Genomic DNA, 15,133 nt, shown 5'->3' on the forward strand with positions numbered 1-15,133 from the left:
TTAACTCCTTAACTCTGCAATTTCGTCATCAGTCAAATAGCGAATAGGTCGGTCACCCAGCGTAAATATCAGACGAGCGGTTTCCTCTAGCTCCTCCATATTATCAGCGGCTTCCCGTAGGCTTTTACCCACCACAACCGGGCCATGATTTGCCAGCAGGAAAGCACGATAATGGGGTGCCAGCTTTGCCAACTCTTCACCCAACCGTGTGTCACCTGGACGATAATATGGCACCACCGGGACATCGCCGACCCGCATCACCACATAAGGTGTAAAGGGCTTGATGGCATTACGGCTATCCAGCCCTTGTAAGCAGGAAAGCGCTGTCAGATAGAGGCAATGGAGGTGAACAACCGCTTCACACGCAGGGTTATTAAGATAGATTGCGCGATGAAAACTGACCTCTTTTGACGGTTTATCACCTGAGATCCATTCACCTTCCAAACTGACTTTTGATAACCGTTCCGCATGCAGTTCACCCAGACAGGAACCTGTTGGTGTGGCCAATAATGTGCCATCAGCCAGTTTCATTGACAGATTTCCCGCAGAGCCAGTGGCGTAGCCCCGTTGGAAAAAGGACGCGCCTAACTTAACCATCTCTTCCCGCGCTTGCTGCTCATTCATACTGCGAACTCCGTTTGTGCTCTGGCAAAAAAGTTTTCGTCACCAAAATTACCTGACTTCAACGCCAGTGAAACCGGATGATCTGTGGATTTTACCCAAGGTACTCCCGGTGAGATTGCCGGGCCGATATGGAAAGCTTGAATACCCAGTGACTGCGCAACAATCCCTGAGGTTTCGCCACCAGCCACGATAAAACGCTGGAAGCCAAGTTGTTGTAAACGGTGTGCAATGGTACCGAACAGCCGCTCTACCGCCTCACTACTGGCAGCCGCTCCCCACTGCTGCTGAATTTTTTGTAACACCTCGGGTTCAGCGGTGGCATACAGTAACGGTGCCAACGGACCGCCCGCATTTTCCATTACCCACGCGCATAACTCTTCAGCATAAGATTCAGGTTCATTTAGGCAACGGGCGATATCTACCGATTGGCTAGGCGCTTGTTGTGCATAACGAGCCACTTGACGGTTGGTCATCGCCGAGCATGACCCCGACAGCACCACACACAGTTTGCCTTGTGGTGCACCAGCAGATGTGGCTTGCGGCTGATGGGACTCATCACCAGCCCATTGCCGTGCCAGACCGATGGCCAAGCCGGATCCCCCGGTCACCAGTACCATGTCGCGTACTGCTTCACCCTGCGTGAGCAAGTGACTCTCGTTTAAACTATCCAGCACCACATAACGTATGCCCTCTTCCTTTAGGTGAGCGAGCTGTGATCTCACCGCCTGAACCCCTTGGTCCATCACTGTACTGTTGATTAATCCACTGCGACCGCGCGCTTGTGCGTCCATCAGCCGCAAGAGATTGCTGTCTGTCATCGGCGTCACTGGGTGATTACGCATTCCCGACTCCGCCAGCAGTTGCCCCATCACAAACAGGTAGCCCTGATATACCGTCCTTCCATTCACCGGTAGCGCCGGAGAGATGATGGTTTGTTGCTGACCCAGTGCATCCAGTAATGCATCAGTGACCGGGCCAATATTGCCTTGCGCGGTGCTGTCGAAGGTTGAGCAGTATTTGAAGTAGAATTGTTGGCAGCCCTGCGCTTGTAACCATGCCAGGGCCGCCAGTGAGTCCGCCACCGCAGTTGCCGTTGGGCAAGATCGTGATTTCAGGCTGACCACTGCCGCATCGGCATTCACATGATAATCGGCATCAGGCACACCATTGATTTGCACCGTCGACATGCCATTTTCCACCAGAAAACTGGCGATATCGGTCGCACCAGTAAAATCATCCGCAATTACACCGAGTCGCATCAGATATTCTCCTGTTTTTCCGGCAAGGTAATACCACTGAAAATCTTGATTACCGCGCTGTCATCCTGCTGACCAAAACCGGCGTTACTGGCTGAAGTAAACATGTTGAAGGCAGTTGATGCCAATGGCAGAGGAAAGTGCAGCGCTTTGGCGGTATCGGTCACCAGCCCTAAATCTTTTACAAAAATATCTACCGCCGATTTGGGCGAATAATCACCATCTACGACATGGCGCATACGGTTTTCAAACATCCACGAGTTACCCGCAGCATGGGTGACAACTTCATACATCGTATCCAACGGGATCCCCGCGCGCGCGGCCAGAGCCATCGCTTCGGCACCGGCAGCAATATGGACCCCGGCTAACAACTGGTGGATAATTTTCACGGTTGCGCCCAGGCCAATTTCATCACCGATGCGATAAACCTGCCCGGCTACCGCGTCTAATACTGGCTGTAACTTTTCGAAAGCAGCACGACTACCGGAGGCCATTACCGTCATTTCACCCGCAGCAGCTTTAACTGCGCCGCCCGATACTGGCGCATCCAACATAATGAGGTTATGTGCCAACAGCCCTTGCTCGATCAATTTGGCATCCTGGGCTGAGATAGTTGACGACACCATAACGGCAGTGCCGGGCCTTAATTTGGCCGCCAACCCCTGCTCGCCCAATAGAATCTGTTTTACTTGGGCAGCATTCACCACCAGCACCACAACGGCATCCAATTTTTTGGCAAAATCATCCGCGCTGACTTGGGCACTTATCGCGCCATTTTTTCGTAAGGTTTCCAGTGCCAGCGGATTAAGATCAACGCCGTAGGTCTGTAGCCCGGCTTTAATACAAGACTGTGCGGCCCCCATTCCCATAGAGCCTAGCCCGATAACGCATACTGATAGTGTTTCTGCGTGAGTCATATTCTCTCCGTGTTAATTTTGGTGATAATTTGATTTCTTATGTTAAGCATAGCCGGAGGTAAGGGCTGTTATCGTGAGTGAAATCACAATAATTAACACCAAAAATCATTAAATCACATCATTTCACATTTACCCATTCAGTAGCTCACCCCTGCATTCAGCAGCAAAATTAATCGATTAGCTATTTTTACCGCCTTTTTTTACCCGTAACATCACCCATTTCACCGCGGTGCGTAACATTTACGTTAAAAAATGAGAAAGAAATTTTCACTCTTGACGTATAATCACATTAATTACCATCCTATAGCCCGCAAGTGGGTGAATTTGGCGAGGAGTTAACGTGATACCGGTTGAACGTCACCAACAGATACTGGCACTGGTTGCCGAACGTGGAGTGGTTAGCATTGCTGAACTGACTGATCGTTTAGGCGTATCACACATGACTATTCGCCGTGACGTGCAGAAGCTGGAAGAGCAAGGCACAGTGCTATCAGTGTCAGGTGGGGTGCGTTCCACCGAGCGGCTGGCCGCAGAACCCTCGCATCTGGATAAGACACTGATGTATAGCAGCCAGAAAAATGCCATTGGCATGTCAGCCGCACTGCATATTCCACGTAATAGCTGTATTTATCTTGATGCGGGAACAACGACACTGGCATTGGCGCGCCAATTGGAAGCCAGAGATGATTTATTGGTGGTGACTAATGACTTTGTGATCGCCAACTTTCTGATTGAATCCTGCCAATGCAGAATGATTCACTCCGGCGGCACACTGTGTCGTGAAAACCGCTCATGTGTCGGTGAGGCAGCAGCCCGCGCCCTACGAAACTTGTCCATTGATATCGCTTTTATTTCCGCGTCCTGCTGGGGATTGCGGGGTATCTCTACGCCAGACGAAGATAAGGTGGTGGTCAAACGGGCAGTCTGTGAAGTCAGCAGTAAGCGCGTGCTACTGGCTGATGCGTCAAAATACGGCAAAATAGCCACCTATCTGGCATTACCATTAACTGATTTTGATGTGGTTATCACTGATAGCAGTTTATCGGCAGCGGCCCATGACGAGTTGGCCGATAAAGAGATTGAATTGATCATCGCCTCCGTCCCGCGCTTGGCAAATTGATGATAAAACCGCTTGTAGCGGTTCCTTGCGCGGCAAATGGGACAACCGCCTGACAGCATTCAGTTTGAATAATTATATAAATCGTTATGTAGTTAAAGTAATTCTAAGTCTTAGCATCCTAATAAATAAACGGCGTAAACTATAGGGTAATTGAGTTTACCCGTTTATTTAGCTTACCGCTGATTCACCCACCCCTATTACCTCAATCTAGCGGTCGATGCATCACACTGGTCAGTGTCTCTGGAGCATGACATGAACAACGCAACAACGGCAGCAAAGCAAAAAGTGCCGTTACGGCTCAGCACCACGATTACCTTGATGGTTTCTGGGGTCATTGTCTCGGTGCTGTTGGTGGTTCACACTCTGTTCTTTATTCAGCTCAGTCAAATGGCACAGGATAGTTTGCAAGACAAGGCCGTTGCCGTAGCACGTACATTATCGTTCTCGCCCACGATTATTAACGGATTGAGTGACCCGGCTGCCGGACGGCAGATTCAGGCTTATGCCAGTGAAGTTCAGAAAGCCAATGGTCTGTTGTTCATCGTGGTTACCGATATGAAAGGCATCCGTTATTCACACCCTAATCCTGAAATGATCGGTCAACACTTTATCGGTAATGATCTGCAACCTGCGCTTGAGGGGAAAGAGAACAGTGCGATAAACCGTGGCGTCCTTGAGCAAGCATTACGTATTTTTATTCCGGTCTATGAGCCGCACGGCAAACAGTTAGGGGTGGTCGCCATTGGTATCTCACTGACCAGTATCGATTCGGTAGTGAGCGAAACTCGCTGGACCATTCCCTGGACCATATTATTCGGAGCTTTGATTGGCTCCTTGGGCACCTGGTTTTTAGTCAAAGCGCTTAAACGAATTATGCTAGGTTTCGAGCCGTATGAAATATCTAATTTATTCGAACAGCGTAACGCCATGTTGCAATCCATTAAGGAAGGCGTCATTGCGGTTGATGCCAACTCACGCATTACCGTCGTTAACCATGAAGCAAAGCGCTTATTTAAACAAAGTGGGCCGATGGAGAACTTATTATTAAGTAATGCCAGCAAATATTGGCCGGTGCGCTTGTACTTACAGCAAGTATTGGAAACGGGCATCGCTCGCCGTGATGAAGAGATAAACTTTAATGGCAGCATATTACTGACCAACACCGTGCCGGTAATAGTAAAAGGCGATATTATCGGTGCTATTGCCACCTTCCGCGATAAAACTGAAGTGAGCCAACTGATGCAACGCTTGACCGGTATGGTGCACTATGCCGACGCGTTACGGGCGCAGTCACATGAATTTATGAATAAACTTCATGTCATTTTGGGTCTGTTGCATATGAAGTATTATCAGCAACTTGAAGATTACATCGTTAAAACCTCCAATAATTATCAGGCAGAAATTGGATCGCTGTTGCGTAAAGTAAAATCGCCGGTGATAGCCGGTTTCCTGTTGGGGAAAATTAACCGTGCGCGCGATTTGGGGATAACCCTATCCATCAGTGACGAAAGCCTGCTCCCCGATACCGATAATGAGCAAGTGACCACCACTTTGATTACGGTGTTGGGTAATCTAATCGAGAATGCCATGGACGCCATTGGTAGCCTGAGTCAACGGGAGATCAATGTCAGCTTCCACTATCAAAATGGCCGGCTACATTGTGTTGTCAGCGATGATGGGCCGGGTATCGCATCAGAATTGCAAAGCCGTATTTTTGATAATGGTTTTTCCACTAAAGGAAATGAGCACGGTATCGGTTTGAGCCTGGTGCGTCAGAGTTTAGAGAGTATTGGTGGCAATATAGAATTTGATTCTGAAGCGGGCGTTTTTACCCAGTTCTTTATCAGCCTTCCTTACGACATCACACCGAATGACATTCCTTCAAACAACATCAGCGCGGTAAATCATGATTAATGTATTGATAGTAGATGATGATGCAATGGTAGCTGAGCTGAACAAGTGCTATCTGAGCCAAGTGGCAGGCTTTAACTGCTGCGGTACAGTGTCCAGTTTACAGCAAGCCAGAGAGCATTTGATGACAACAGAACACCCCATTGACCTGGTGTTATTAGATGTTTTTATGCGCCAAGACAATGGCTTGGATTTGCTGCCAGTGTTGCGTGAATTCAGCGAACATACTGACGTGATTGTTATTTCATCTGCCACCGATGTGAATACCATTAAGAAAGCGCTGCAATACGGTGTAGTGGACTATTTAATTAAACCCTTCCAGTTTTCGCGTTTCGAAGAGGCACTCTCCACTTACCGGGAAAAACAGAGTTTGCTGGGGCAACGTGAATATTGTGCTCAGGAAGATGTCGACTCATTACTGCGGCGTAGCAATGCGACGCCAACTGAGCGCAAGAAGCTACCCAAGGGGCTGACAGCACAAACACTGCGCACGGTGTGTGAATGGATTCAGGAAATGCAGGATGGGGAATTTTCAACCGAACAAATGGCGAACGCCATTGGTATTTCACGGGTTTCTTGTCGCAAATATTTGATTTACCTTTCTGATACCGACGTTTTAAGCACTAAGGTACTTTACGGTGCGACCGGTCGGCCAGTTTATCTCTACAAGTTGCTACCCAGCCAGCAAGAAGTCTTAAAGCAGTATTGCCAGTAATGAGCCGCACTGCCTCGAAGCTGTTTTTATCAACCAGCACGCACAAAAACTGTCCTGATAAAAAACCAGCAGCATCCGCTCAGGGATGCCGCTGATGACCTCAGTCTTATCGGGCAGTTATTTACATAATCCAACCCAACAGTAACGTAGCCCCAATGACGGTGGACGCACCGCCGATACGGGTTGCTATCTGGGCAAATGGCATCAGTGACATTCGGTTCGAGGCAGAGAGAATAGCAACATCACCGGTGCCACCTAGCCCGCTGTGGCAACTGGTGACGATCGACGCTTCAACCGGATACATATTCAGATAGGGTGCGATAATAAAACTGACCGCGGCCATCGACAACACCACCGCACCACACACCACCACATAACCGACAGAGAATACGGCGACGACACTTTCCAGTGGAACATACAGCATCCCCAATCCAATCATCAGCGGACATACCAGTGTGGTGGAGACGAATTTATACCAACTGTGCGCACCTTGTTCCATTTTCGACGGAATAACCTGCGCATATTTACACATCACCGCAATCAAAATCATTAGCACCGGGCCGGGAATGTGGACAATCTTTTCAAATAAGCCCCCGACAATAAAGAAAGCACAGGTCATTAATAACCCACCGCCCATCAGTTGGAAATCGGCTTGCTTTGGCCCTTCCTGGGCGGTAAATACCGCATTATCTTGTGCCGAGCGAATTAACATCCCCTCGCCATTGAGATCCTTGCGACGCAGACCAATACGAGCCAGCACCCCGGCACAAATAATAGCGAAAATATTCCCCACCACCGCAGCCGGTGCCAGTTGGGCCACATACACATCAGGAGCCTGACCAAGGATAGCCGAGTAAGCCAACGACAATGGCAAGATGCCCTCACCAATACCGCCACCGATGATAGGTACAATAATAAAGAAGAAGGTGTGATAAAGAGTAAAACCAAATAATTTACCCACCAGCAACCCCGTAACCACCGCCGTAATGGTTCCCACCACTAACGGGACAAACATCCGGGTCATTCCCTGAATAAGCACCACGCGGTTCATCCCAAGAATACTGCCGACCACCAGACTGGCGATAACAAAATAGAGTAAGTTCGCCTCTTTCATCAGCAAGTGGACAGTATCCAAGGTGTTGGTTTGGAAAATACCAAAATAAACCAAAACCGAGGGTACCATTAAACACAAAATTGCTGGCCCACCGATATCTTTCAACACCGGTATGTGGCGGCCGATATGTGATAAAACAAAACCCATCGTCATGATTACAGCCAGCCCGCCAATCATATTTTTGGGTAAATAACTGGCATAAGCCGAAATGAATACAATAGCTGAAATAGTCATAAATAATGCCATTGGCATAGTATTTATGTTCATCTGATTTAAGTGTGCAATAACTCTCTTGATTGCAGATTTCCCCGACATGTCAATCTGTTCGACGGGGGTAAGCACGACATCCTGATTTATTTTTTTCATTTTAGACCTACTATTGGGTAGCACCTAAGGAACGGGAGGTAACGGATCTAATGCTTTAGCCGGTTATAGTGATTTGATATTTTTTTGACTGATGTATCTCAATGAGGCATCGACCAACCTGGCACTTAAAAATTATTATTGATGTTAAAAACAACACAAAAAAATTCAAATGTGAATATAGAATGGCAAACTACCACTCTATTTAAAATAAAAGAACAGTTAAGGTGCAACGATGTATTGTAATTGCGAGGCTATCGTCAAGTTTATTTTAATTAACTTAACTTGGTGTTTTGTAATTAAATAATCTGAAGGATGTGAGATTTGTCTGTTATACTTTTTTGTCGCTGACAGACAAACCTATACTGAAATACCACCTGTTGTTATTTGGTGCTACTCTTCATCTATTGACGAGCCTGCAATACGAACTAAATGAATGATTAAGTACAACATTTCGTCATTTGAGAGAGTAATACTGAGCAGATTTTTGATGTATTCACCGATTAACATACTGCAACGGTACTCACCAGGGTACTCGCGGATCATTTGTTCAAAAATAAAGTCATCTTTGGTTTCTATCTGGTTACGTTCAATCATTCGCTGGATAAAAAATTGCATATGCGTCAAAAAGCGTTGGTAATTTAGCGAGTCTTGATCAATTACGACATTAAAATGGTATTTGATAATATTAAATATGTCTTTCAACATCTTAACTGAGAGCAGTGTACTTTCCATACTCTGAATATCAGTTTGACCATTAACCAAGTGGAAAGCTATATTTCCCGCTTCCTCTTCAGGTAACTGAATATTGAGTTTCTCATTTAAATATTTAACTGCTTGTTGCGCAATGGAAAATTCATGCGGATAAAATCTTTTTACTTCGTATAACAATCTATTTTGGATTGAAATCCCTTTGTGAAAACGTTCGATGGCAAAGGTAATATGGTCCGTTAGAGTAAAAAATAGCTGTTCACTAAGCTTTCCCTTCAGGCTGGCATTGGCGTCACTCATAATATTCTGCACCAAAGATATATACTCTTCTGGCGTATTTTCGATCAACCTAACATATTCTCTACTGGTTTGAGTGTTTTGTACCACATAGACTTTTTCTATTTTCCCAGCATCAATCGCATCACCAATTTTGCTATTAAATCCAATACCTTTCCCCATAACAATAACTTCATTATTGTTGGCATCGACAGATAAGACCAGGCTGTTATTCAATACTTTAATGACATCCATTTTTCTAGCCACCCCTGTCTTTGCGCCGCAATGACTTTATATCATGATTAGCCCGGTCTACCGGGCTGTCTAGTATGCCAACTGTTCATGTGCCATGGGCGGTTCTCTACCGCCCAGAATATCAAACTACGGTCAAAGATACTGACCATTTGAGGCAATGACTTGTTGATACCAGGTAAAACTGGCTTTTTTTATACGCCTTAGGTCGAGTAAATCATGTTCAGTCCGATTGACATAAATAAAGCCATAGCGCTTACCATAGCCCTGATGCGTGCTGACAACATCAATAACAGACCACGGGCAGTATCCCATTAGCTCTACGCCATCACTGATAGCCAACTGCATTTGCTCTATATGTTTACGCAGAAAATCAATACGATAGTCATCGTTAACCTGATCGTCGCTTTGCAGCGAATCCGGTGCGCCAATACCATTTTCGCTAATCAGGATGGGCAGATGGTAGCGCTCATACGTCTTACGTAACGTGAGACGTAAACCAATGGGGTCGACCACCCAGCCATAGCGGGTTTTATCCACAAACGGATTTTCTGCTGCGCGATACACTCCCGGTTCACCCAACATGATCTGCTGATCTCCGGCACGGGCCGTGATATCTGAGGCATCGCCCCGGCTGGCAGCAATAGTCGCCGTCGAATAATAGTTAATCGCGACAAAATCTGGCCGCCCTTGTGACAGGATTTCACTGTCGCCACTTTCCACCGTGGGCGCTAATCCACGATCCTGCAAATAACGCCACGCCAACGCATTGTAACGACCATACACCGCCACATCGAGAAAACTCCAGCAGCGTAATGTTTCCCAGTTATGGGCTGCGATAGCATCTTGTGGTGCACAGGTTTCCTGATACATCGATGTGGTATTTATCGCCGGACCAATTTTACCTTCCGGGCACATTTGATGACACAACGCCATCACCTGCGCCTGTGCCAACATCATATGGTGACTCTGCTGATATAAGGATTTTTTATCCGGTAATTGACCATTGGGCGGAGTACCAATTGCCCCAGGATGGAGGATCATGGTGTTCTGCTCATTAATCGTCAGCCAATATTTTACTTTGCTACCAAAATGGCTAAAGAGCACTTTGGCGTATTCAACAAAGGCATCAATCGTGGCGCGATGCCCCCAACCACCCTGCTGCTCCAGACAATAGGGCAAATCAAAATGGTAAAGTGTGACAACTGGCTCTATGCCGTAATGATTAAGTTCATCAATCAAATTCTGATAAAACGCGATCCCCGCAGGATTAACCGCCCCCGAACCATCAGGGATAATGCGGGTCCAGGCGACAGAAAATCGGTATGCCTTTAAGCCTAATTCGGCAAATAACTTAACGTCTTCTTTATAGTGATGGTAGTGGTCACTGGCGATTTTAAAATCTGCCGTCCCTGCTGGATGCTGGCACATATCAATGATCGATGGACTTTTACCGTCTTCATCCCAAGCACCTTCAACCTGATAGGCAGAGGTGGAACCGCCCCAGAGAAATCCTGCTGGGAAGTTCTGTAATTGTTGATAAATCATAACCGCCCCCTAACCACGTGCACCCAGAGTAATAATCGGCTCACCAAACTGAGTTGGCCCGCAAGCTACACTGCTAACCTGCGAATACGCATCACTGTTTACAATCAATACCGGTGTGACGATATCGTAGCCTGCCTGAGTAATGGCGGTGATATCAAAACTCACCAGTAGGTCGCCCACCATGACACGATCCCCCACTTGCAGCGTCGAACTGAAGTGCTGACCATTTAAGTTGACGGTATCAATACCGATATGAATCAAAACCTCAGCCCCGTCGTCTGATTTAATTCCGACGGCATGTTTACTGGGTAAGAACGTCATAATTTCACCTGTTACTGGGGCGCGCATTTCACCCACATCAGGGATAATAGCCACCCCCTGCCCCAACAATCCCAGAGAAAACACATCATCGTTAACCTGGCCTAATGGGATTAATTTTCCGCTTAATGGACTACTTATGACTGCTGCCTGAGCCGCTGTCCCCGTAGTTCTCGCCACAGAGGCAGACAAGGGAACGTTATCACTTTCATCAACTTGCGATTGTTCATCTACCGGGTCTTCAAAGCCCAATACCCAGGTCAGGGCGAAAGTGACCACAATAGCAATAACGCAGGTTATTAATGCGTGCACAATGTTCATTGGGTTTTCGCCAATAAACGCCGGTAATGCAGCAAGCCCTGGTGATACAAAGGCGTAACGCACCACACCACTTAACCCCGCATAAACACCAGCGCAGCCCCCGCCGATCATTGCCGCCACCAGCGGGCGTTTCAGCTTCAGGGTCACACCATATAATGACGGCTCGGTTATCCCCAAAAGTGCAGTGAAGCCTGCTGAAGATGCCAGTTGTTTCAAGTTCTTATTCTTTGTTTTGAAGGCGACACAGAGTGTCGCCGCCCCCTGAGCAATATTGGATGCCAACATACCGGGGCCATTGATCATCTCATAGCCTTGCTTAGTCAATTGCATGGTTGCAATCGGGGTCATGGCCCACGCCGTGCCCGTAATAACCAAGAAGGGTTGCAGCGCCCCCATTAACATGGGAATAAGCCAACTGGCTTTCGTGTTTATAATGGCAGCACCACTGCCCACCATATCATTAAGAAAGATACCAAATGGCCCGATCACGACTAATGCCAAAGGAGCAGTAATCAATAATATAATCATTGGCTTGGTAAAAAATTTAATCATCGAGGGCGAAATTCGCTCGGCAAAGCGCTCGACATAAGACATCAACCAAACGGTAAAGATAATCGGTAATACCGAACCGGCATAATCAGCCAATCTAACCTGAATACCGATAAAACTAACCGCGTCACCTTTTACCAACATTTGTGCCAAATTAGGGTGTAACAGTGCCCCGGCAATCGTCATTGCCAAAATAGGATTACATTCAAACTTAATCGCGGCACCATATGCCAGCAGAACCGGCAGGAAAAAGAATGCCGCATCCGCAATGGTATCGAGCAACTGATAAGTGGTACTGCTAGCTGTAATCACACCGGTGAGTTTCAAAATTGCCAGCAACGCCTTAATCATCCCGGCTCCGGTAATAGCCGGAATGACAGGAGTAAAGGTGGTAGAAATCACACTGATTATCTGGCTGAAAATACCATTTTTGGTTTTATTTTTATTGCCCTGCTTCTCTGCTGTTGGCACACTGCCAATCTCTTTCAATATCGTCCGATAGGTTTGCTGCACGTTGTTGCCGACAACTATTTGAAACTGGCCTCCTCGCTCGACCACACTGATCACACCCTCCAGTTTTTCAATCTGTTTAGCATCAACTTTAGTGTCATCGTTAAACTCAAAACGCAAGCGGGTGGCGCAATGTGTTAACTTACTGACATTACGCTTCCCCCCGATCAACGCTAAGATCTTCAATCCTAACTGCTGGTAATCCATCGCTATTCCCCTGAATTTATCACTTAAAAAAAACAAAAAAAAAGACCAAAACAAAAATGCACCCGCGGACGGGGGACACTTTTATTTTGGTCTTGCCTGCTTTACCAGTAACACGCCTCAATAAAATTATGGCAATAAATATAACTATTGCGTTATTAGTATCATCATTGAAGGTGAGAAAATGCAATATCATTCTCGGAAAACTGTGTGTTAGATCTCATATTGCATCTTACGCAGTACGCTTTATGCACAGCACTAAGTCGAGGCTATTCGAATAAGAGTTTCTGCAACTTACCTATTAGATTAAGTCACGTTAATACAACAATCTAATTGCTTGATAAATATCATCGTAAATATTAACTGCGCTACACAAAAATAAATTATAAATTTTAAAATTAACACTTAGAAAAACAATATATTATTTTTATCTATAATAAGATAAATTGCAATTTTATGTGAAGCAATAATCTTAATAAATACACTCAATCTAAGAAGGGTTTATCGTTGAATAATATACAGCCAATCTATAACTCCGATCCAAAAAAATTCTACTTTCATAAATGTAACAATGAGTTAAGAAATACTGATATTTCGCCCTATAAGCATAAGTAATACATTACCATAAAAACATTTTTCCTGTATATAATTTAACCTTTCATTTGCAATTACTGATTCCGGTAATAGAACAAAAAAATAATTTATAAGTGAATATTTTTTTTGCCTCATCACGATAGAAACGATAGCATGCCCTCCCAGAATCCAGTGGCAGCAATAGAAACCATAATAATCGAAGGCGCTAAGACGCTATTTATGCATTAACCTTTAGCAATCAGTTGCTGTAATACATTCACGATGATTGCACGACAGACAGGAAAATAGGGAAAGCTATGATGTCAGGAAAACACACTGCAAAGACCCATCACGCCGCCAAAAAACGCTGGCTAGACTCTCATGATACTGGCTACCACAAAAGTATGGGCCGACGTCATATCCAGATGATCGCTATCGGTGGCTCTATTGGTACGGGGTTATTTTTAGGCACCGGCGCCCGCTTGCAAATGGCTGGCCCCGCACTGGCCTTGGTGTATCTGGTGTGTGGGATTTTCTCGTTTTTTATTCTTAGAGCGCTCGGTGAATTAGTTATGCACCGCCCAACCAGTGGCAGCTTTGTTTCTTATGCCCGCGAATTCCTCGGTGAGAAAGCATCCTATGTTGCCGGATGGATGTATTTCCTTAATTGGGCCATGACCGGGATTGTCGATATCACTGCGGTGGCCCTTTATATGCACTATTGGGGGACGTTCTCTGATGTTCCGCAGTGGTTATTTGCACTGGGTGCGCTCTCAATTGTTGCCACCATGAATATGATTGGCGTTAAATGGTTTGCTGAAATGGAATTTTGGTTTGCACTGATCAAAGTCGCAGCCATTGCTATCTTTCTGGTCGTGGGTGTGATCTTTCTCGGCACAGGGCAAAGTGTTGCCGGGCATCCCACCGGTATACACCTGATAACCGATAATGGCGGATTGTTCCCCCACGGGTTGTTACCCGCGTTGATATTGGTTCAAGGGGTGATATTCGCCTTTGCCGGTATTGAATTAATTGGTACGGCGGCCGGTGAATGTAAAGACCCGGAAAAGATGCTGCCAAAGGCAATTAATAGTGTGATTTGGCGGATTGGCCTATTCTACGTCGGTTCTGTGGTGCTACTGGTGTGTCTGCTGCCATGGAATGCCTATCAGGCCGGCCAAAGCCCTTTTGTCACCTTCTTTAGTAACTTAGGCGTCCCCTATATCGGGACCATCATGAATATCGTGGTACTTTCTGCCGCACTTTCCAGTTTGAACTCTGGCCTTTACTCGACAGGTCGTATTCTGCGCTCATTATCCATGGGTGGCTCAGCACCTAAATTCATGTCCAAAATGAGCCCACAATCTGTTCCCTACGCCGGCATATTGGTTACCGTGGGTATTTATGTCTTCGGCGTGCTACTTAACTATCTGGTACCATCACAGGTATTTGAAATCGTTCTTAATATTGCCTCTTTGGGTATTATCAGCTCATGGGCATTCATCATTATCTGTCAGATGAAATTACGTCAGGCAATAAAGCAGGGAACAGCAAAACCCGTATCCTTTAAAATGCCCGGTGCGCCGGTCACATCCTGGCTGACGCTGTTTTTCCTGGCAGGTGTTTTAGTGATGATGGCTTTCGACTATCCGAATGGAACCTGGACTATCGCCACATTGCCGGTAGTGGCCATGTTATTGGTTGCCGGTTGGTTTAGTTTACGTAAGCGCGCCACTGAGGTAGCTGCCGCACCGGTAGATACAATGCCCAAACAGCGCCCGCGGGAAGATATAAACGCTTCAGAAGTGGCTCTGGCTAAGTTACGCGAACAAAACTCCACCGGTTAAAGCC

11 protein-coding genes are annotated in these 15,133 nt (G+C 46.3%); 4 read left to right on the forward strand and 7 right to left on the reverse strand.

Annotated elements, in window-relative coordinates; translation table 11 throughout:
- From otnC to ltnD, 3 genes are read right to left on the reverse strand one after another with little or no spacing between them, the layout of a single operon-like run.
- Entirely contained in the window at nt 1–624 is a 624-nt protein-coding gene (gene otnC / locus V1955_RS12425) for a 3-oxo-tetronate 4-phosphate decarboxylase (RefSeq protein WP_372569093.1), read from the reverse strand.
- The gene (gene otnK, locus V1955_RS12430; protein WP_083159088.1) at nt 621–1,883 is read right to left on the reverse strand and encodes a 3-oxo-tetronate kinase; all 1,263 of its coding nucleotides are present in this window, start codon (nt 1,881–1,883) and stop codon (nt 621–623) included. The genes otnC and otnK overlap by 4 nt, the downstream gene beginning before the upstream one ends.
- Complete coding sequence (gene ltnD / locus V1955_RS12435) at nt 1,883–2,797, reverse strand: L-threonate dehydrogenase (protein ID WP_083159089.1); 915 nt, start codon at nt 2,795–2,797, stop codon at nt 1,883–1,885. Before ltnD ends, otnK begins: the two co-directional genes overlap by 1 nt.
- A 340-nt stretch (nt 2,798–3,137) precedes the next feature.
- Here ltnD and ygbI point away from each other — a divergent pair, with 340 nt between their 5' ends.
- The 3 genes from ygbI (at nt 3,138) to dcuR (ending at nt 6,543) form a co-directional block, all read left to right on the forward strand.
- Nucleotides 3,138–3,917, forward strand: a complete 780-nt coding sequence (ygbI, locus tag V1955_RS12440) for a DNA-binding transcriptional repressor YgbI (protein WP_442820950.1) — start codon at nt 3,138–3,140, stop codon at nt 3,915–3,917.
- A gap of 252 nt (nt 3,918–4,169) precedes the next feature.
- Entirely contained in the window at nt 4,170–5,831 is a 1,662-nt protein-coding gene (locus V1955_RS12445) for a sensor histidine kinase (protein WP_083159091.1), read from the forward strand.
- Nucleotides 5,824–6,543: a two-component system response regulator DcuR gene (gene dcuR / locus V1955_RS12450; protein WP_083159092.1), complete on the forward strand. Its 720-nt coding sequence runs from the start codon at nt 5,824–5,826 to the stop codon at nt 6,541–6,543. The genes V1955_RS12445 and dcuR overlap by 8 nt, the downstream gene beginning before the upstream one ends.
- Before the next feature lie 121 nt (nt 6,544–6,664).
- Here dcuR and V1955_RS12455 read toward each other — a convergent pair whose 3' ends face one another.
- The 4 genes from V1955_RS12455 to V1955_RS12470 all read right to left on the reverse strand — a co-directional run bounded on the left by V1955_RS12455 (nt 6,665) and on the right by V1955_RS12470 (nt 12,712).
- Nucleotides 6,665–8,023, reverse strand: coding sequence for a 2-hydroxycarboxylate transporter family protein (locus tag V1955_RS12455; RefSeq protein ID WP_442820951.1), 1,359 nt, complete (start codon nt 8,021–8,023; stop codon nt 6,665–6,667).
- Nucleotides 8,024–8,413: 390 nt separating this feature from the next.
- Nucleotides 8,414–9,262, reverse strand: coding sequence for a BglG family transcription antiterminator LicT (gene licT / locus V1955_RS12460; RefSeq protein WP_083159094.1), 849 nt, complete (start codon nt 9,260–9,262; stop codon nt 8,414–8,416).
- Between the two features lie 132 nt (nt 9,263–9,394).
- Nucleotides 9,395–10,807 carry a glycoside hydrolase family 1 protein gene (locus V1955_RS12465; protein WP_083159095.1) on the reverse strand — a complete coding sequence of 471 codons (1,413 nt, stop codon included), beginning with the start codon at nt 10,805–10,807 and terminating at the stop codon, nt 9,395–9,397.
- A 9-nt stretch (nt 10,808–10,816) separates the two neighbouring features.
- The gene (locus tag V1955_RS12470; protein ID WP_372569088.1) at nt 10,817–12,712 is read right to left on the reverse strand and encodes a beta-glucoside-specific PTS transporter subunit IIABC; all 1,896 of its coding nucleotides are present in this window, start codon (nt 12,710–12,712) and stop codon (nt 10,817–10,819) included.
- A gap of 887 nt (nt 12,713–13,599) precedes the next feature.
- On the opposite strand from V1955_RS12470, the gene ansP reads away from it, so the two are divergent.
- The gene (ansP, locus tag V1955_RS12475; RefSeq protein ID WP_442820952.1) at nt 13,600–15,129 is read left to right on the forward strand and encodes an L-asparagine permease; all 1,530 of its coding nucleotides are present in this window, start codon (nt 13,600–13,602) and stop codon (nt 15,127–15,129) included.
- Nucleotides 15,130–15,133 lie beyond the last annotated feature (4 nt).

It is taken from the genome of Yersinia sp. 2545 StPb PI, assembly GCF_052217125.1.
Taxonomy (GTDB): domain Bacteria; phylum Pseudomonadota; class Gammaproteobacteria; order Enterobacterales; family Enterobacteriaceae; genus Yersinia; species Yersinia enterocolitica_E.